General features: G+C 64.2%; 18 protein-coding genes. 15 read left to right on the top strand and 3 right to left on the bottom strand.

Going from position 1 to position 18,846, the window contains the following annotated elements; all coding sequences use genetic code 11:
* Positions 1–16 precede the first annotated feature (16 nt).
* From AC1D3B_RS34040 to AC1D3B_RS33970, 15 genes are all read left to right on the top strand, one after another.
* The gene (locus AC1D3B_RS34040; protein WP_478195088.1) at positions 17–262 is read left to right on the top strand and encodes a hypothetical protein; all 246 of its coding nucleotides are present in this window, start codon (positions 17–19) and stop codon (positions 260–262) included.
* A gap of 18 nt (positions 263–280) precedes the next feature.
* Positions 281–1,336, top strand: coding sequence for a TrbL/VirB6 family protein (locus AC1D3B_RS34035; RefSeq protein WP_478195087.1), 1,056 nt, complete (start codon positions 281–283; stop codon positions 1,334–1,336).
* 155 nt (positions 1,337–1,491) lie between these two features.
* A complete protein-coding gene (locus tag AC1D3B_RS34030; protein ID WP_478195086.1) occupies positions 1,492–2,214 on the top strand; it encodes a VirB8 family type IV secretion system protein in 723 nt (240 codons plus the stop codon).
* Positions 2,211–3,041, top strand: coding sequence for a P-type conjugative transfer protein VirB9 (gene virB9 / locus AC1D3B_RS34025; RefSeq protein WP_478195085.1), 831 nt, complete (start codon positions 2,211–2,213; stop codon positions 3,039–3,041). Before AC1D3B_RS34030 ends, virB9 begins: the two co-directional genes overlap by 4 nt.
* Positions 3,038–4,447 carry a type IV secretion system protein VirB10 gene (gene virB10 / locus AC1D3B_RS34020; protein ID WP_478195084.1) on the top strand — a complete coding sequence of 470 codons (1,410 nt, stop codon included), beginning with the start codon at positions 3,038–3,040 and terminating at the stop codon, positions 4,445–4,447. The genes virB9 and virB10 overlap by 4 nt, the downstream gene beginning before the upstream one ends.
* Positions 4,416–5,555, top strand: coding sequence for a P-type DNA transfer ATPase VirB11 (virB11, locus tag AC1D3B_RS34015; RefSeq protein ID WP_478195083.1), 1,140 nt, complete (start codon positions 4,416–4,418; stop codon positions 5,553–5,555). Before virB10 ends, virB11 begins: the two co-directional genes overlap by 32 nt.
* Complete coding sequence (locus tag AC1D3B_RS34010; RefSeq protein ID WP_478195082.1) at positions 5,521–7,461, top strand: type IV secretory system conjugative DNA transfer family protein; 1,941 nt, start codon at positions 5,521–5,523, stop codon at positions 7,459–7,461. Before virB11 ends, AC1D3B_RS34010 begins: the two co-directional genes overlap by 35 nt.
* 15 nt (positions 7,462–7,476) lie before the next feature.
* Entirely contained in the window at positions 7,477–8,586 is a 1,110-nt protein-coding gene (locus tag AC1D3B_RS34005) for an LPD7 domain-containing protein (RefSeq protein WP_478195081.1), read from the top strand.
* An 80-nt stretch (positions 8,587–8,666) separates the two neighbouring features.
* Complete coding sequence (locus tag AC1D3B_RS34000; protein ID WP_478195080.1) at positions 8,667–9,212, top strand: phospholipase D family nuclease; 546 nt, start codon at positions 8,667–8,669, stop codon at positions 9,210–9,212.
* Positions 9,213–9,266: 54 nt separating this feature from the next.
* Positions 9,267–9,932, top strand: a complete 666-nt coding sequence (locus AC1D3B_RS33995) for a TraX family protein (protein ID WP_478195079.1) — start codon at positions 9,267–9,269, stop codon at positions 9,930–9,932.
* 210 nt (positions 9,933–10,142) lie between these two features.
* Positions 10,143–10,631, top strand: coding sequence for a hypothetical protein (locus AC1D3B_RS33990; RefSeq protein ID WP_478195078.1), 489 nt, complete (start codon positions 10,143–10,145; stop codon positions 10,629–10,631).
* Complete coding sequence (locus AC1D3B_RS33985) at positions 10,628–11,761, top strand: zeta toxin family protein (RefSeq protein ID WP_478195077.1); 1,134 nt, start codon at positions 10,628–10,630, stop codon at positions 11,759–11,761. The genes AC1D3B_RS33990 and AC1D3B_RS33985 overlap by 4 nt, the downstream gene beginning before the upstream one ends.
* Before the next feature lie 180 nt (positions 11,762–11,941).
* Complete coding sequence (locus AC1D3B_RS33980) at positions 11,942–12,343, top strand: ArsR/SmtB family transcription factor (RefSeq protein ID WP_478195076.1); 402 nt, start codon at positions 11,942–11,944, stop codon at positions 12,341–12,343.
* 10 nt (positions 12,344–12,353) lie between these two features.
* A complete protein-coding gene (locus AC1D3B_RS33975) occupies positions 12,354–12,842 on the top strand; it encodes an SRPBCC family protein (protein WP_478195075.1) in 489 nt (162 codons plus the stop codon).
* 474 nt (positions 12,843–13,316) lie between these two features.
* Positions 13,317–15,272, top strand: a complete 1,956-nt coding sequence (locus tag AC1D3B_RS33970) for a putative Ig domain-containing protein (RefSeq protein ID WP_478195074.1) — start codon at positions 13,317–13,319, stop codon at positions 15,270–15,272.
* A gap of 233 nt (positions 15,273–15,505) precedes the next feature.
* Here AC1D3B_RS33970 and AC1D3B_RS33965 read toward each other — a convergent pair whose 3' ends face one another.
* From AC1D3B_RS33965 to AC1D3B_RS33955, 3 genes are read right to left on the bottom strand one after another with little or no spacing between them, the layout of a single operon-like run.
* Positions 15,506–16,363 (bottom strand): plasmid partitioning protein RepB C-terminal domain-containing protein, encoded by an 858-nt coding sequence (locus AC1D3B_RS33965; RefSeq protein WP_478195073.1) that lies wholly within the window; start codon positions 16,361–16,363, stop codon positions 15,506–15,508.
* A 7-nt stretch (positions 16,364–16,370) separates the two neighbouring features.
* Positions 16,371–17,270: a ParB/RepB/Spo0J family partition protein gene (locus tag AC1D3B_RS33960; RefSeq protein WP_478195072.1), complete on the bottom strand. Its 900-nt coding sequence runs from the start codon at positions 17,268–17,270 to the stop codon at positions 16,371–16,373.
* Positions 17,267–18,820 carry a recombinase family protein gene (locus AC1D3B_RS33955; protein ID WP_478195071.1) on the bottom strand — a complete coding sequence of 518 codons (1,554 nt, stop codon included), beginning with the start codon at positions 18,818–18,820 and terminating at the stop codon, positions 17,267–17,269. Before AC1D3B_RS33955 ends, AC1D3B_RS33960 begins: the two co-directional genes overlap by 4 nt.
* Positions 18,821–18,846: the final 26 nt, after the last annotated feature.

The raw sequence follows: 18,846 nt of genomic DNA, 5'->3' as shown, positions 1-18,846 counted from the left end.
GTCTTAGAGAGCCATCATGATCAAGAGCATTTGGACGTACATCGCGCTCGTTGCAGTGGTCGGCGCCGTTGGGGGGGGTGCCTACCTCTATTCGCACCAAACTACCTCAATGCAGGTGACCGAGACATCATTGCCAGCCCAACCACCACCGGCAAGCGCAGCGCGCACTGATAGCGACGAGGACGTCAAGCGAAAGACAATTGAAGGTATCGGCAGCATCAAGAAGTTGAAACCGGTCCCCATTGCGCCGGTCCAACGGTAATCGAGGCGCGAGGGTCGTATGGGATTCTTCGAACAGTTCTTTGCTTGGCTCTCAGGCCAACTTTCCACCTACGTCAGCACGAATGCAGCGAAGGTGGCCTCCGCGATTGAGCCGGCGGCTGTCACCCTCGGAACGGTCTACGTCATGATGTGGGGCTATCTGTGCATGACAGGACGGATTCAGGAGCCGATCTGGGAAGGCGTCAAGCGCATCTTGGTCGTTGTTGTAATCCTAGGCCTTGGGCTGCGTCTCTGGACCTACAACGAGTTGGTCGTAGACACGTTCACTCATGGTCCCGATCAATTGGCAGCCGATGTTCTTGGCGCTCCGTCGACGATCTCTGTGGTCGATCAAATCTGGGTGGACGGCAACCTCATTGCCGAACAACTCCTGAACAAGGGCAGCATCCTCAACAGCAACTTTGCCTACTACATCGCAGGGTTCGTCGTCTATTTCATGGTCGGATTGACGGTCGTAGTGACGGCATTTCTTCTTGCTCTGTCAAAGGTTGCCTTGGCGCTGATTCTTGCCCTGGGACCAATGTTCATCGTCCTGCTCTTCTTCGATGCAACCAAGCGCTTTTTTGAAGCGTGGATTGCGCAATTGGCGAACTATGCCTTGATCACCTTGTTGGCTACGTTGGCCGGAGCACTTTTGCTAGCCGTCCTGCGATCGTACACAGCGAATGCCGCTGGCTTAGGCGGCGCCATCACCATCGCCGAGAGCGCTCGCGTTTGTGTTGCATCAGCCCTTATTTTCTTGGTTATGCGACAGGTGACATCGATTGCCGCGGGCCTCGCGAGCGGCATCTCACTCACATCATTCAACGCGGTAAGCACACTTATGAGATGGGGATCGGGGACCGCACGTCGTTCGACGTACGAATTCGGCCGCGGCGTTCTTGACGGCCTCCGGCACGACCCCGGTAGCAAATGGGACTCTCTGCGTCGACTGGCCGGAAACCGCGTGGGCGCCGGTGTCGCGAGCAGTTGGAACAGGATTGGCGGTGCACGACGAGGAGGCACCCTGATTCCCCGCGAGCAGGTGATGCCGAACCCGAACCGTCATCGGTAACGGGGCTCAAGGAGGTCGTGTGAAGCAAATCATGACGTCGCTGATGATCGCGTTGCTATCGGGATGCGGAACCAGGCCCCCTCTGCCACCCGAGTGCGAGGGCGCGCTGAGTCCCATCAACGCGCAGGTCGCCGCACGAACCACGGGAGCGATTCATGAATCGCGACTCAACCCTTGATCGCTATCTACGCGATGCTCAGAGCTGGGAGATGGATCGCGCGCGTCGCGCGATCCGGTCTTCCAAGATAGCCTGGTCGGTTGCCGGCGTCGCGTCCTTCGTCGCTGTCCTGGCCGTTGCGGCGGTTGCCGGGCTCACGCCCCTGAAGCAGCCCGTTCCCATCGTGATCCGTGTCGACAGCAGCAGCGGCATCGTCGACGTCGTTCCGACCTACGAGGGCACCGCCGATATCGAGCAGGTCGTCACCCGCAACCTCCTGTCGACCTATGTGATCGCACGGGAGCGGTACTTCTACGGCACGGCCGAGGCCGACTACGACCTGGTCGGCAGCGAGAACTCTCCACGCCTGAACCAGGAGTGGGCCGCATTATGGAGCATCAACAACCCGCAGTCCCCGCTGAACGTCTTCAAGGACGGGACGACGGTTCGAACGCAGGTGCGCTCCGTCACCTTTCTGAAGCTCGAGAGCGGCCGCGACAAACTGGCGCAAGTCCGCTTCAGCCGCTATGCCCGGCCCGGCGGTACCGGCGAGGAGCAAGCCAGCCACTGGGTCTCGACCATCGAGTTCGCGTACACGCAGCCGTCGAAGGACGACAAGACACGATCCCTCAACCCGCTGGGTTTCCGGGTCGTCGAGTACCGGCGCGAACCGGAAGTCGCGGTGAATGGCATCCCCACTGGCAAGGCCGATGCGCGATGAATTCCTCGGCCTCTGCGCTCTTCGTCGGGGCGCTCCTCGCCTTCGGCACCCTACCCTGCACCGGGCGTGCAGCAACGATTCCGCCGGCCGGAGCGATCGATCCCCGCATCCGCGTCGTAACCTACAACCCGGACGATGTCGTCGAGCTCAAGGGGTACGTTGGCTACCAGATCCACCTCCAGTGGGCGGAGGGCGAGGAGTTCGTCAACCTGGGCTCCGGCGACAACGGGGCTTTCGACGTCGGCGCCGAGCGCAATCACTTTTTCATCAAGCCCAAGGAGGCACACGCCGCCACCAACCTCACGGTGCTTACCAACCGCCGGGCCTACCACTTCGAGTACGTCGTTTCTGCCAACGTTCCGACCGGCAAGGCCGCCCAGCGCATGGTGTACTCGATCCGCTTCACCTATCCCGACGATGATGCTCGCGCGGCCACGGCGGCACGAGAACAGCAGCAGACCGAGGCGCGCATCAGGCAGGCAGCGGCCAGCCGTCCTCGCAACACCGACTACTGGTTCTGCGGCAACAGCACGCTCAAGCCCATGAGTGCCTACGATGACGGCGTCCAAACGCGCCTGCGCTTTCAGGCTCGATCCGAATTCCCGGCGATGTTCGTGCAGAACGACGACGGCTCGGAATCCCTGCTGAACTTCAACATCGAGGATGACGAGGTCGTGATCCACCGCGTCGCGCGACGCTTCGTGCTGCGCCGCGGAAAGCTGGTCGGCTGCGTCGTGAACCAGTCCTTCATCGGCGGAGGCGCCCGCACCCGGACGAACACGAATGTGCCCGGCGTCGAACGCGCGACCGCGGGAGGTGCGCCATGACCTGGAAGGATCGGTTGCGCCGCCGGGATGACACGGCGAACACCGTGAGCAGCAGGCCTCGCGACGCCGAAGCCTTGTCGGTGGATCCGGATACCGGCGAGATTCTCTCGAAGCGCGAGAACGGCTCTCCTGCTGACGGGGAAGCTGCAGGCAACGAGCGACGCGACGCTGCAGGCAGCACGGTGGCCGGCGAGCGCGCGATCCCCTCGGTCAACCGGCAACGCTCGATCCAGTCTCGCGTGAGCAGCGCGCTGGCATTGGGCACCTTCCTGCTGCTCGGCGCTGGCTTCCTGGTCTGGTACTACACCACGCAGTATTCCCGGGCCCATGACGCCGAGACGGCCGCAAGGAAGGCCGATGCCGTGCGCGCGGCCGGCGAAATGAAGATGCCGCCGCTGGGGCGCGTCGATCCTCCAAGGAGCGCATCAATCGCACCGGCCATGACCACAGCCACGGGGACGAACGGGTCAGCCCTGCCGCCGCCCGCTGCGGTCAGCACCAATCCCGGCGGACCGCCGCAAAAGACCCCTGAGCAACTGGCTCTGGAACGTCAGCTCGGTGTTCCAGTGTTGCGACGGGCGGAGACAACCCCGGCTACAAGCGCCGCCGCGCCCTACACAGGCGCAGCCTTTGCCACAACGCCGGCCGTACCAGGCCTGCCCGCCACCACGGCGCCAAACACCACCTCGAGCCTGGCCCAGTGGGTCGGCGCCTTGCAGATGCCAGGGGCGGTGCAGTCCACGACCGGATCGAGCCTGGCCGCGATGCTCAAGCCGACGCCCACCCCTGCGGTGACGGCTCAAATGCTCCCGACGCGACGCATGCTCCTGCCCAAGGGCGCGTTCATCGACTGCACGCTGGAAACCGCACTCGACTCGACCTACGAAGGCATGACCACCTGCATCGGGGCCAACGATGTCTACGGCGCCGACGGCAAGGTCGTCTTGCTCGAACGCGGCACGAAGTACGTCGGCGAGCAGCGCGGCGAGCCCCGTCAGGGTCAGGCCCGGGTCTTCGTGGTCTGGAACGAGGCGCGCACGCCCACAGGCGTCGTGGTGCAGCTGGCCTCGCCGGGCACGGACGAGCTGGGTCGCAACGGTCTGCCGGGATTTGTCGACTCCCACTTCTGGCAGCGCTTCGGCGCCGCCCTCCTTCTTTCCGTCGTCGACGGCACGATGCAGGCGATCGCCGCCCACCAGCAAGGCGGCACCAACGTCGGCAGCGGCGGTGGCGTGGTGGTCAGCCCGCTGGGGGGCCGCGACGTCATCGCGGAGGTGCTGCGCAGCACCCTGTCGATTCCGCCGACCGTGATCAAGAACCAGGGGGACCGCATCCAGATCCTGGTCGCCCGCGACGTGGATTTCAGGAGCGTCTATGCCCTCCGAAACGATCCAGCCAATCCGTAGTGCTGCGGCGTCCATCCACGACCTTGGCCTCGCCCGCGCCGGTGCTGCGGGCCCTCAGCCGCACGCGCAGAAGGACGAGCCATCGGCGCTGGCCCTCTTTCTGGGGCCGCTCGCCGCACTGCTCGACGACGCGGAGGTCACCGAGATCTGCATCAACCAGCCGGGCAGCGTGTTCGTGGAGCGCCAGTCGGGCTGGTCGCACGAAGCCCTGCCGTTCGCGACCTTCGACTGGTGCATGTCGATCGCCAAGCTGGTGGCCAATTTCACGCGCCAACGCATCTCGGCCAGCGAGCCGCTGCTCTCGGCCACCTTGCCAAGCGGCGAGCGCATCCAGATCGTTCTGCCGCCCGCGACGGAAGACCGGACCGTCTCGATCACGATCCGGCGACCGTCGAACGTGCTGTGGACGCTCGAAGAACTGGAGAAGCTCGGGGTCTTCGAGGCGATGCGCGGCGCCGGACCCTTGGAGCACAGGCAAGCGACGTTGTCCACCATGTCGGCCGCCGACCGCGAACTCGCCGGACTGCTGCGCGAACGCCAGTTCGTCCCGTTCCTGCGACGTGCGGTTCAATTGCGCAAGAACATCCTGCTGTCGGGCGCGACCGGTTCGGGAAAGACCACGGTCAGCAAGGCGCTGATCCTCGAGGTCCCGGCCGACGAGCGTCTTGTCACGATCGAGGACGTGAAGGAGCTGTCGCTTCGCAACCAGCCGAACCACGTGCGCCTCTTCTATTCGCAGGGCTCGCAGGGCCAGGCCTCGGTCACGCCGGGCCAGCTGCTGGCAAGCGCCAAGCGCCAGCGGCCGGATCGCGTCTTCGTCTCCGAGCTGCGAACCGGCGACGAGGTCTACGACTACCTCGTGTCGATCAACACGGGTCACCCCGGCTCGATCACCAGCGTGCATGCCGACAGCGCCGAGATGGCGTTCGTGGCACTGGCACAGCTGATGAAGCGCAGCGCGGCGGGCCAGGGCATGAGCACGCGCGAGGGCGTCGAGCTCGCGCAGTTGAGCGTGGATGTGGTGGTGCAATGCGCCCGCGATCGCCAGCGTCGCGTGGTGCGGGAGATCTGGCATGACCCGGGTACCAAGCGCAGAAGGCTTTCGTAGCCCCCTCAGGATCACGGTGACGCTGCTGCTTGCGGCGCTGGTTGGCCTGTACCTGGCGGGCTACTTCTTCCTGATGGCGGTCAAGCTGCCGCCGCGCGACGCGACACCGCTGACGGCCTACCGCTACTGGCAGGACTATGGGGAGCGCCCCGACATCCAGCGAATCCTTTGGATGGCGCTTGCCGGCGGTGAAGGGCTGGCGCTCGGCGCCGTCGCCTTCGCCCTGCTTCCCCGCCGGCGGCCTCTGCATGGAGAGGCGCGCTTCGCGACCCGGCGGGAGATCCGACAAGCGGGCCTGCTCGGCGACGAAGGCATCATCCTCGGCCGACTGGGCAAACGCTACCTGGTGCTTCCGGGCCAGCAGGGTGTCGAACTCGAAGCGCCGCCGCGCAGCGGCAAGGGCGTGGGCGTGGTCATCCCGAATCTCCTCAACTGGCCCGGCTCGACCATCGTGAGCGACATCAAGGGCGAGAATTTTTTGCGGACCGCGGGCTACCGCAAGGCCTACGGACAGGAGGTCCACCTGTTCGATCCGCTCTCCGAGCGCGAACGGTCCGCGCGCTGGAACCCGCTGGGCTACGTGTCGACGACGCCCTATCGCTGCATTGACGACCTCCAGCGCATCGGCACGATGCTGTTTCCGGATCCGCACGCAGGCGATCCGTTCTGGACCTCGTCGGCCCGGTCCCTCTTCCTCGGCATTGCGCTCTATCTGTTCGAGACCGAAGGTGCGACCCGCACGCTGGGTGAGGTGCTGCGCCAGGGCATGGCCAGCGACGACGAGGGCTTCCAGAAGCACTGGAAGCGCGTGATCGATACCTGCGAGCGCGCGGGCTACCCGCTGTCGCAGGAGGCCGTGCAAAGCCTCTACGACGTCATCGACCTCGCGCCGACCACGGCGTCGAGCATCCGCAAGACCTTCACGAGCCGGCTCGACCTGTGGCTCAACCCGATGATCGATGCCGCGACCTCGGCCAACGATTTCGACCTGCGCGAATTGCGCAAGCGACCGATCTCGATCTACGTGCAGATCAATCCGGACAACATCGCCCGCTTGCAACCGCTGCTGAACCTCTTCTTCCAGCAGGCAATCGGCCTGCAGACGCGCGAGCTTCCAGAAAACAACCCGGCCTTGAAGCACCAGCTCCTCCTGATGCTCGATGAGTTCCCCGCGCTGGGCCGCATTCCCGTGATCGCCGAGTCCACGGCCTTCCTGCCCGGCTACAACGTGCGCACCGTCATCATCGTGCAGTCGAACTCCCAGCTGATCGAGAAGTACGGCGTCGAGGGCGCCAAGTCGATCCGCAAGATGCTGGCCGCGCGCATCGTGTTCCCGCCCAAGGAGTACGAGGATGCCGAGGCCGTCTCGCGCGAACTCGGCACCTACACCGTCGAGCAGAAGAATACGAGCCGGCCGATGTGGGGCGGATCGGGCAAATCGCCGAGCGTGAGCATCAGCGAGCAGCCGCGTCGCCTCCTGCTGCCGCAGGAGGTCAAGGAGCTGGGGTCGAGCCGGATGATCCTGTTCCACGAGGGCTTGCGCCCGGTCCTCGCTGATCGCGTCTATTACTTCCGCGAAAAACACCTGTCCCAACGCGAAATGGACGCGCCCGAAGTGCCGAAGCTGGTCATCGCAAAACCGGCGGGTCTCCGAGCCGCTCCAGCCGCCATAGCCGCGACAGCGCGCCGACCCGCGTCGCCCTGCGACCCCGCAACGACCTCGACTGCCGGTCATGCCCCATCGAAGGAGGGACCAGAGAGGCCAACCGATGACGCCAGACTCGACGAGCTCGATCTCGAGGACTTTTCGTTCGACTTCGAGAACATCGCCATTCCGCACGGCAGCTTCACCGACGAGGAACTCAAGGCCCGGGCCGACATGTTCGTCTCGGCAATTCTCGACTGAAGGGAAGGACCGCGTATGGCCACCGAATCCCCCGACGCCGGCGCTTCGGCGGGCTCGATCGAAGAGCATCCGCCACAACCCAAGCGGCTCGCCAATCGCACCGTGCCCGAGGCGATCTCGCGCCGTTTCCTGCGCATCGACGACCGGTACTTCTTTCCCGATCGCACGCTGGCCTTTGTCGATCAGGGCACACGACTCAAGGTGCGCACCCACAACCTGGAGGTCGTTCACGGCGTCGTCGCGATCATGCAGGCGCGAGGCTGGAAGGTGGTGCGCGCGACGGGCACCCGGGAATTCCGCGAGAAGGTGTGGCACGAAGCGGGCGTGCAAGGCATCGAGGTTCAGGGCTATGCGCCCAGCGAACTGGAGCAGCAGCAGCTCCGGCATGCGATCGAGCGGCTGCGGCAACCGCGCGGCGACGGACGTGAAGCGCTGGGGACGAGCGCTCGCTCGACCGATGGGCATCCATCCGAAGAGCGGCGGCCTGCGCCAGACGGACTGCGTCCGGCCGTCACCGGCGTGCTGCTCGCGCATGCCGCGGCGCCGTACCGCTTCGACCCGATGCAGCGAATGTCGTACTACGCGCGCATTCGCACTGAGTTGGGCGAGCGCACGCTCTGGGGCGCAGACCTCGAACGTGCGCTGGCCGAGTCCAGATCCAATGTAAGGATCGGCGACGAGGTGGTCCTGCGGCAGCGGGGCGCCAGGCCGGTCACGGTCCGGGTGGCCGATCGCGATACCGAGGGGCGGCTGAGAGGGGACAAGAAGATCTTGACGCAACGCATGGCGTGGACCGTGGACAGGCCCGAGTTCCTCGCGTCGCTGAGCCGCAAGGCGGAGATCTTGCGCGATCCGGAGCTCCTGGCCGGTGCGGTGCTGGCCCAATACCCCGATCTTGCCGGACCGTTGGCGGGTCTCAGGCTCGCCGAGAAGTTTGCCCGCCGCGTGACGCCTGTCGTCGACGATCAGGAGCGACTGGTCCGCGCGATCCGCGACACGCTGGCCGACGCGATTGCGCGAGGCGAACGCGTCACCTTGCCTACGCGGCGCATGCGCCCGGCAGGCGCCCCTCACCGGGCGCGCACCGCACCGGATTTCGACGACCCTGCCAGGGACAGCGCATGAAAGTACGCACAGGGGTGTTGCGCGCGTCGCCGCGGGCAGATGCTCGCGCGCGAGCCGCACCCGTAGCAAATGCTGCGACAGTGGCGATCGTGGTGGCGCTTTCCGCGCTGCTCGGGGGAACTCCTGGCGCATCAGCGCAGCCGGCGCCCACGCGGACGTCCGGAGTCGATCAACCCGCTCTGATCGTTGCGTTCACGCCGGGCCAGGCGCTGCCCCTGGTGCTCGAGACCATCCGCAACGCCCGCGCGACGATCTTCGTGGCCGCCTATTCGTTCACGAGCCGCCCAGTTGCGTCCGCGCTGCGTGATGCCTCCCGGCGTGGCGTCGAGGTCTACGTCCTCGTCGATGCCGGGGAGGCCTTGAAGCCCTATTCGGCCGCGCGCTTCCTTGCCAACCAGAGAGTGCCCGTACGCATCAACGCACGCTATGCAACCCAGCACAACAAGTTCATGGTGGTCGACGACGCCTGCGTGCAGACCGGCAGCTTCAACTACACGTCCTCTGCAGCCGAACGCAACGCCGAGAACGTACTGGTTGTGAAGAGCGCCCCTGTCCTGGCGGCGCAGTACAGCGCCGAATGGCGACGGCTGTGGGATGAAGGGACCGATCTCGGGCCCGCTTATTGAGCGACCGCGATGGCCAGGATGCTTCCGACAAGCGTCGCTTCGGTTGCGAAGCCAATGCCGCCGCGTGTGGTCATCGCCGACGGCAGCCTCGAGGCGCTGAAATGGCTCTCGCTCGGCCTGATGGTGCTTGACCACGTCAACAAGTTCCTGCTTGGCGAGAGCTCGGTCGTGCTGTTCGACCTGGGCCGGATGGTCATGCCGCTGTTTGGTTTTGTGCTCATGTACAACCTGACACGTCCGGATGCCATGGCGCGCGGCGTCCACCTGCGCGTGATGCGTCGGCTTCTCGTCGTCGGGGCCATGGCCACACCGGTTTTCCTGATGCTCGTAGGCTCGTGGCCGTTGAACATCCTGTTCATGCTGTTGCTGTCGACCGGTGTCGTATGGCTGATCGAGCGGGGCGGCGCGATCCGGATCGCGATCGCGGCGCTATTGTTCATGATGGCCGGCGCGTTCGTCGAGTTCTGGTGGTTCGGCCTGCTGTGCTGCCTGGGCGCCTGGGCTTTCTGCAGGCGACCAACGCCCGGCCGGCTTGTCTGCTGGACGCTGGCGACGGCGTCGCTATGGATCGTCAACCGCAATTTCGCCGCGGTCGCCGCGTTGCCGCTGATCTGGGCAGCGTCCCGCGTGGAGATCCCGATGAAGCGCAGGCGATGGCTGTTCTACGGTGCCTATCCGGCGCACCTCGCGGTGATCTGGTTGTGGCAACGCTTCGGTTGAAACGGCTTCGACGCGCCGACACGCCGAAGGAACTGCCTCCGCCGGCCAACGGAAGGGCCGCGGTTCGCCTCCTTTGAATGCGGCGCGGAGCGCCCCCTGCAGTTGGCTTCCGTCAGAGACGGCGCCGGCAGCCTGCGCTGCCCGAAGGGGCCACGCCCCTGAATCTCGGTCAGCGGGTGACGCGCGGCGCCTGCTATAACTCGCGTCGCTATGGACACTCGACAGCTCAGTTTCCGCATCGACCGCGAGATCGCCGCGAAGGCGCTTCGCATGGCCGCCAAGCGTGGGATGGAGCTGCCCGAGGTCCTGCGCATGATGCTCACCAAGGCCGTGCGCATCGGTGACTTCATGCTGGACGCGGGCATCGAGCCGCTGCCCGCGGCGGCCGAGGACCATCCGAACTACGCGTACGAGGAGCGCTACTGGGCGCCGATGAAGGAATCGCTCGACGCGGAAGCCGCCATGGCTGTCCTCCACCGGGCGATCGCCCAGCGCACGGCCTGGCTCGATGAGGGACCGAGTGTGAAGTCCCCCGACCTGAAGCGCCTCGAACGCATTCGCGACGAGCGCGACCAGGCGTGCGCACTGCTGGCAACCTTTGATCCTTCCGACAGCGTCGCCGTGGCCAAGGTCTTCGAGACGTTCGGCTCTCCCTCGCCTGGACAATCCGACGGACCAGGTTCGGGGAAATCCACATGACGCAGGGGTTGCGCGTGGCCCCGGCCGAGCGCGAAAGGATCTACGAACGTCGCATTCGCCAGGATGTACTGGCCGACGTGAAGCCGTCGAACGCGCCAGCCGCGATGATCATCGCCGGGCCTCCTGGCGCCGGTGTTGCCTTTGCCGCGGCCTTGTTGCGTAGGGAGCTCGCGAGGACAGCGGGCCCCGCGGTCCATCTTTCGGCCGAGCGTCTCGCGGCCTATCACCCGCAGTGGCAGCAGCCTCAAGACAGTGCAGATAGGGTCGCAGCCGCCGCGGTCAAGTCCGATGCAGACGAGTGGTTTGAGCGCCTCGTGCTGGATGCCAGCACGCAGCGACTGAACACGGTGATCGAGATAGGGACCCAGGACCCGAGGTCGATATCCAGAATGGCCACATCGCTGCGAAAGGATGGTTACGCTGTCCAGGCGGTCTTCCTCGGCACGAACAGGGACGAGAGCCGCATCGCTGCCATGGCAAGCTATGCAATCTGGCGCGAGCGCGGTCTTCCAGCGACGCTCGTTACCGCGCAAGACCATGACGCGGCCTTCTCCAACCTGCGCGCGGCGATGGGGCTGCTGGAAGACAGGCGATCGGTCGATGGCTTGCGCGTGATCCTGCGCGATGGATCACAGATCTACGAGAACCGGCTGGTCAACGGCGAGTGGGCCCGCCAGCCGCGTGCACAGGCTACCTTGGACATCCACCACGATCGCGTGCGCCCGCCGCGCGATCTCGTCAATTTCGTGATGCGCTGGGAGACGGTCGTGTACCGTTTGGGCAATGATCCCGCGGTACCAAGGGACGCGGTGAGCCAGGCTCTTTCATGGCGCAACGACGCAGTCGCTCAATGCGAGGGCTTCCCGGCGGCCGCGCAGATGCTCCAGTGGGCGCGGGAGGCAACCGCCTTCCGCACGATGAACCGTTTCGAGTTCGAGAGAGAGTTTCCGCACCACGCGCGCGCCGCAAATTCGCTCGGCCTCGCCGTGATCGAGGCTGAGAAGTACTCAGCCGAAGAAGGGGCACGCATGCTTTTTCATGCGCGCGAGAACATCGCCTTGAGAATCGAACGCGGCGATATGGCACGGATCGCTGCAAGGGAAAAGTCCATCGAACCTCCGACCCGCTGAGACTTGAAGTGGACACGCGTCGGCCAGTCGTCCGCGCCGCGGCCGGCTAGTGCCGCGAAAGGCCGCGAAAGGCCGCGTGGAAGCGGCCGCCTTGGGCAGTAGACGATGCTCACGCTGTTCGTCGCAAGTACGGCAGGTCTGCGCCGATTGCCGTCTGTCTAGTCCGATCGTTGAGTCCCCTTGCCCACCGTCAACGTGCATGTCATACTGAACCGAATGGCTCAGTATTCCCAAGCTCATTTCGACGTCTCGTTCGCAGCGCTGTCGGATCCCGTCCGACGCGGCGTGCTGGAGCAGTTGATGTGCGCCGACGCGTCCGTCACCGTCCTCGCCGAGCGCTTTCACATGACCCTGACGGGCATGAGGAAGCACATAGGCGTCCTGGAGCAGGCAGAGCTCGTCACAACGGAGAAAGTAGGGCGCGTGCGGAGCTGCAAGCTCGGCCCGCGCCGTCTCGAGGAAGAGGCAGCCTGGATCGAGAACTACCGCCAGGTGTGGGCCGCGCGCTTCGACGCGCTCGACACAGTCATCGAGGAACTCAAACGCAAGGAGAAACGTGATGGTCGCAAGAAGAGAGAGTGAGTCTGCCCCCATGAGAAACCGCACGACGTCGGAACGGAAATCCGAGCGCGAGCTGATTACAACGCGAACCTTCGACGCCCCGGCGCGTCTCGTGTTCGAGGCGTGGACCACGCCCGAGCTGTTCAAGCAGTGGTGGGTGCCGAAGTCGAGCGGCGCGACCCTGCTTTCCTGCGAACAGGATGTCCGTGTCGGCGGCAGCTACCGCCTGGAGTTCGCTCACCCCAAAGCCGCGACGCCCATGGCGTTCTTCGGCAGGTACCTCGAAGTGGTCCCGAATGCTCGCCTCGTCTGGACCAACGAGGAAAGCGACGATGGCGCCGTCACGACGGTGACCTTCGAGGAGAAGGAAGGCAAGACGCTGCTGGTGATGCGCGAGCTCTATCCCTCGAAGCAAGCGCTCGACGTGGCCATCGAGGGAATGGACGAGGCGATGCCCGAGACCTTCGAGCAGTTGGACGAATTCCTCGTCGCCCGCGGCGCGGGCGCGGAACGGACCTGAACTCGTCGATCTCGCTGACGGCCGCCCGAAGTCGCCGTGATCCGGAGCCGGCCGCTCAGCTGCCGACCCTCACTCTGAGCTCCTCGACCCCGGAACGTCAGGCCTCCGTCGATATCGTCCCAAAGGTCGTTGAGTTCTGACAACTCATCCAGCACGCGCTCATTCGCTTGCGGCACCTCGGTCACCAGCTCGGGCGAAGGCGACTTTTGAGGTGTCGGCACTACACCGGGCGAAATGCAGAGTTGCGCTGGAGCGACTCCGAGAAACAAGGTCACGACCCGATCGGAAGCTCGACCGGGCTCCAGGTCACCTCACGAATCTCTGGCGCCGATGTCCGGCGATCAGCTCATCGCAGCTGTTCTTGAACACTTTTGGCCTGATGCCGCGGACGGTGGATGACGCGACCATGCAGTGGACAGCCGCCAGCGCAGGAAGGCATACTTCGGGCCCCCACTGGCGAGGAAGGGAGTCGACATGAAGACGACATCTTGGCCAAGCGCGTTGCGTTTGCTGGCATGGGGGCTGAGCATGCTGGCCTTGCTCAGCGTGAGTTCATGCGGTGGCGGTGATAGTGGCTTCTTCGTCCCGGGCACCAGCTTGCCCCCAGCGGGATTGCACTACGAGCGCAATGCAGTCGCTTACCCGCTGGGCAGCCCGATCCATCCAAACACCCCGATCAGCAGCGGTGGCCGGATCCTTCGCTACGTCATCAGCCCGGCGTTGCCCGCCGGGCTTCAGATCGACCCTTCGACCGGAGTCATCAGCGGCACCCCCCAGGTGCTGGCCGCGCCAGCCCTCTACGTCGTCACCGGCCGCAACTTCGTGGGCGCGGTCTCGACCGGCCTACGCATCGCAGTCGAGGCGAAGGCGGTACCGCCTGCCAATCTGAGTTTCGAGAATGAGAACGCCGTCTACATCATTGGTCAGCCCATCCCGCCGAACTTTCCTTCAGTAGACGGCGGTGATGTCGGCAACTTCGCGGTGAAGCCCGCGCTGCCGGATGGCTTGGTCATAGACCCGTCCAGCGGCGTGATCTCCGGCACGCCCAGCCGCCTCGCTGCACCGGCAGGTTTCACCGTGACGGCCAGCAACAGCGCCGGCTCGACCAGCACCGTGTTGCAGATCGAGATCCGCAACCCACCGGCCATCGCTCCCACGTCGCTGAGCTACCAGGAATCGAGGGCCCTCTACGCCACGGGCCGCCCCATCACCCCCAACCTACCGCACAGCACCGGCGGCCCGATTGACACGTTCACCGTGACGCCGACCCTGCCGCCCGGGCTGAGCATCGACGCCCTAGCCGGCGTTATCTCCGGCACCCCGCAAGGGGCAAGCGCGGCCACCGACTACACGGTCACGGGCGGCAATGCGGCGGGTTCAGTCTCCACGAAAGTGAACATCGAGGTGGTGCTCGCCGGGACGGGAGTTCCGACCGCTGCCATGAGCACTGCGCGCACCAACCACAGCGCGACCCTGCTGGCGGTCGGCAAAGTCCTTGTTGCCGGAGGGTACAACGACACCACCACACTGGCGTCGGCGGCGCTGTACGAGCCTGGCACCGGGCTCTGGACAGCAACGGGCTCGATGAGCGCCACCCGCTTCTTCCACACGGCGACCCCGCTGCCGGACGGAAGGGTACTGGTCGCAGGCGGAGAGGACCTCACCGGCGCATTCCGCGCCTCCGCGGAGCTCTACGACCCTGCCACCGCCCTGTGGTCGCCGACGGGCACCATGAGCGTGGCTCGCAGTGGCCACACAGCGACGCTGCTGGCGAATGGCAAGGTACTGGTCGCGGGAGGCACCAACGGCAGCTTTCTCGCGACGGCCGAGTTGTACGACCCCGCAACTGGCCAGTGGACGGCGACGGGCATCATGAACACAGCCCGCAGCGTGTTCACCGCCACCCTGCTGACGGATGGACGGGTGCTGGTTGCTGGCGGAACGAACGGCAGCCCGCTCTCTGCGGCGGAGCTCTACGACCCGGCCTCCGCCCAGTGGGCGCCGACCGCGCCCTTGCTTGCCGCTCGCCTGACCTATACCGCCACCCTGCTGTCGGATGGGACGGTGCTGGTGGCGGGAGGAAACGGCGGCAACGCTGGCGGTGGCTCTCTCGCCACGGCGGAGCGCTACAACCCCGGCACCAACGCCTGGACCGTCACCGGATCCATGAGCACCGGGCGCACCGGCGCGACCGCGACCCTGCAGCTCGATGGCAAGGTGCTGGCCGCGGGGGGGTACAACAGCAGCGAGATCACGCAGGCCTCGACGGAACTCTACGACCCTACCAGCGGCCTCTGGACAGCCTCCGGTGCCATGCTCGCCGCACGCTACTTCCACACTGCGAACCTCTTGCCGAACGGCCATGTGCTGATTGTGGGGGGAGCCGACGACATCCACTCCCTGGCCACGGCAGAGTTGCATTTGCCGTAGTGCCGTCTGCCCGCGGCAATGCCAGACAGCTTCACGAGCCGCTTCCTAGTCGTGATCGCATTGCGTCCGGTCCTATCGTTTTCCCGGCCGCGGCCCGTATCGCGAACGCTGGGGATTTGCCGAGCAAAACGAACACGAAGTTGGAAGGATGGCCGGCGATTCGAGCAGTGACAGTCTCGGCCTGCGGAGCATCGGCCTGTGCCAGGCCTGCCTCAACGCGGGCCTGCCCGAAGTCAGGAATCGATGATGCGGGAGAACTGTTCAAGAATCTCCGCGTGATTGGTGTGCAGGTATCGAACGATCGCGTCATTCGCAACCAGCTTGCTGATGTAGCCCTTCGCCAACACCAGGTTCAAGACGTCCTCGCCATAGGTCTCTTCTGCCATCTTGTACTGGTCCTGGATACTCGACATCTCCCTTTCCATCTTCGAGAGCTGCTCACGCGACATCGCCTTGGGCTTCTTCTTTTCTTCGACAAGCGTCTGCTCGGGGGATGCCAGAAGAAGAGCGCGCGCGTAGCTCAAGGTGAAGTTGTTGGCCGAGGACATCAGCTCTACGCATTCGAGCTGGCGCATCGGTCGCATCTTCTTGAGCGTCGTCGACACTTCAACGGAGAACTGACGATCGCTGAGGATCTCGATGGCCTCCGAGCAGATGCCATCGAGCAGCGTGCTCTTCGCACGAATGTGTTTTTCATGGACACACAGAGCCTTCGCCAAGCGCTCGGGTGGGACGCCACGGTCGAGCGCCCGCCGGATCATGTAGTGCTCCTGGACTGCAGAAATCCGATTGATTCGATTGTTGTATGTGTAAGCCTCATCGTCGAGTGCCACGAGGCAAGGAACCTCCTGGCGCTTGAGATCCTTCAGGGCGATCAGTCGGATATGGCCGTCCAAAATGTGGTGCGAACGCGCCACCGGGTCATATGAAGTGACGCTCAGAGGTTCGATGAGATCCACCTCCTCAATGGACGAGCGGATCTGTCTGTACTTGGGGCTCTGCGCGAGATTTTCCGGCACGCGCCGAGTGGGAAGCAGCTTCCCGACCGCGAGCATCAGCGGCTCGAGTTCGAATCCAAGAGGCATCGTCATGGCTTGCTCACCCTGCGGCAACAACGCGATCAGCCAGGTACTTCGGTAAAGTCTCCAGCCCCTCGGCTCGCAGGAGGTTGCAGCAGTTCTCGTCGGACGCGAGCTTCCGAAGGGCGCCCGCAACGAACATCAGGCGCTGTTGGACCGCTGCAGCCTTTGTGACCAGCGCTTGCTGTCGCAAGACCTCTTTTTGGTATGCGCGGACAAGGCTTGTACTGGAGATCCGCGGCACCGCCCCGTCGGCCCTTGGCGCCCCGTGGAGGAATGTCTTCCCAAAGGTCACCCGCCTCTCGATCAGGCGCCTGGCGTCCATCAACTGACGGCCTCTGAGTTCTCCTGACTGGTAGGCATCCTGCAACACGCCCTGGACTGCAGCATCGTCGTCACCTGCCCCGACGATCGCCATTGCTGCGCTGATCGGCAACGTTCCGGATCTGACCGCCGAGAGCACCCTGTCTTCGCCCTTTCTCAGGAGCATGATCAGATCGTTCACATAGGAGACCGCGAGCCCCGTCTTGTCAGCGATCTGCTTGGAGCTGTAGCCCTTTTCATGTAGGACCTTGAGACCGTCGAGCAGTTCGAGAGCGCGATACTTGCGCCGCGCGATGTTCTCGGCGAGGCTCATGATAAATGCATCCTCGTCGTTGACCTCCACCACCATCGCCGGGATGTGAGACTGCTGGAGCTTTCGGAAGGCACGAAGCCGTCCTTCACCGCAGATCAGAACGAAGCGCATATCTGCGCCGGTGCCTCGGGGTGTGACGGTCACCGGCTTCTTGAGGCCGATCGCTGCGATGCTGTTGACGATTCCATCGAAAACAACATCGTTGCGCTCGCGCGTGTTGAGGACGTCGATCTTGTCGAGGGGAATCAGTTGCAGGTTCCCTGCCTTGCCTGAACCGCTCATGCTGCCCTCCTCAGCCGAATGTGCTCGGCCATTCCGAAGAAATAGTCCAACGTGTCAAAGCGAAAGCTTTCGAGTTCAATGCCGTTTCGCTCCGCCAATCTGACCTTGGGCGTCTCAAAGGCGATCTGAGGAAATAGGAAGTAGTCGAGCGCCCTGTCGTTCTCCTCGCGAAGGCGCACGGCGATCGTGATGTCGGGGTTCAGGCTTGTGTCGAAGCGAATCTTCCAACGTAGACGGCCGACCTCTGTTCGGCGGCACCGGCACATCACCATGGACACCGAAAACTCGTCGTTGACCGAGATCAAGTCCGTGGCCGAATCGTGCTGAAGCCGGGCGCCCAGCGCCTGGATCTTCTGTTCAGCGTCCTCAACGATCTTCGGATGGAGGCGTCGTAGAAGACGATTGATCTCAAGGTATGAGTAGTCGCGCGTTGGCGTAAATCCGACCGCCTGGTAAGCCCTCAGCAGGCTGCCAAATCGATGCGCATAGACGGACGAGGATGGCATCCCGTCAGTCTCGTCGATGATCAACCCCGAGAGCAGGCCTCGCTGCGCGAAGAGTCCTTTCAGTCGAGCGACGAGCTCGATGTCCGAGAAGCGACGGGCCCGCGCCCGAATCATGCCCCTGGCAGTGAAGAACATGTCCGGTGTCACCAAGGCCGGAAAGGCCTCCTCTTTTCTGATCCACATCTCGGATGGGTTCGAGATCCTGGCCTTCTTGAGCTTGAAGGAGATCCGGTTGTAGACGTTGCTGCCGATGTACTTCTCGTTGGTGAGAACTTCGTGGACAGTTCCCCTTGTCCACGCGCGACCAAGCTGGGTGCGGGTGCCGGTTGCGTTGAGCTTGTTTGCAATCTCCATTTCGCTCAGGGCCGCATCGATGAACCATGCATAGATGTTCCGGACCGTGTCCACCTCGCCCTCTGGTCCGGGCACCAACTTCACCCGATCAGTCTGAAGGCTCTTCTGCTCGCCAAGCTTGAGCAGGCCCTTTGATTCGCCGCCTTGGTCGAGCAGAATCCGGCGAAGTCCGAAGCCAGCGAGACCGCCCTGACGGTAGCCCAGCTCGACGAGCCTGCACTGTCCCGCGAAGACCTTCGTCGAGAGCTCGCGGCTGTATTCGCCCGCCATCGCTCGCTTGACGCCCTTGACGATCGTCGATACTGGCGATCCGTCATTCTCGAACTGCTCGGCACAGTACACGACCTGGATGCCGGCCTTCTTGCACCTGTACTCGTAATATGCGCTCTCGTCGGCGTCCTGGAATCGACCCCATCTGCTGACGTCGTAGACCAGGACAATGGTGAAGCCAGCGTTGCCAGCCTCGACATCGCGAAGAAGGCGCTGCAGCGCTAGCCGGCCTTCGATGCGCAGGCCACTTTTTCCTTCATCTGCATAGGTACGAACGATGTCGAGCCCGCGGTGCTCCGCGTATTCGCGGATCTTCTCGTTCTGGTTCTGGGTTGAGTATTGCTGGTGCTCAGTCGACATCCGCACATACTCCGCGGCTTTGGCCCTCACGGTCACCGCTATCGAATCGTTCGTTGGCATCGTCGTATCCCCTATAGGGTGGGAAG

Source organism: Variovorax sp. P5_A3 (assembly GCF_056400665.1).
This window is presented reverse-complemented; position numbering and strand designations above follow the sequence as displayed.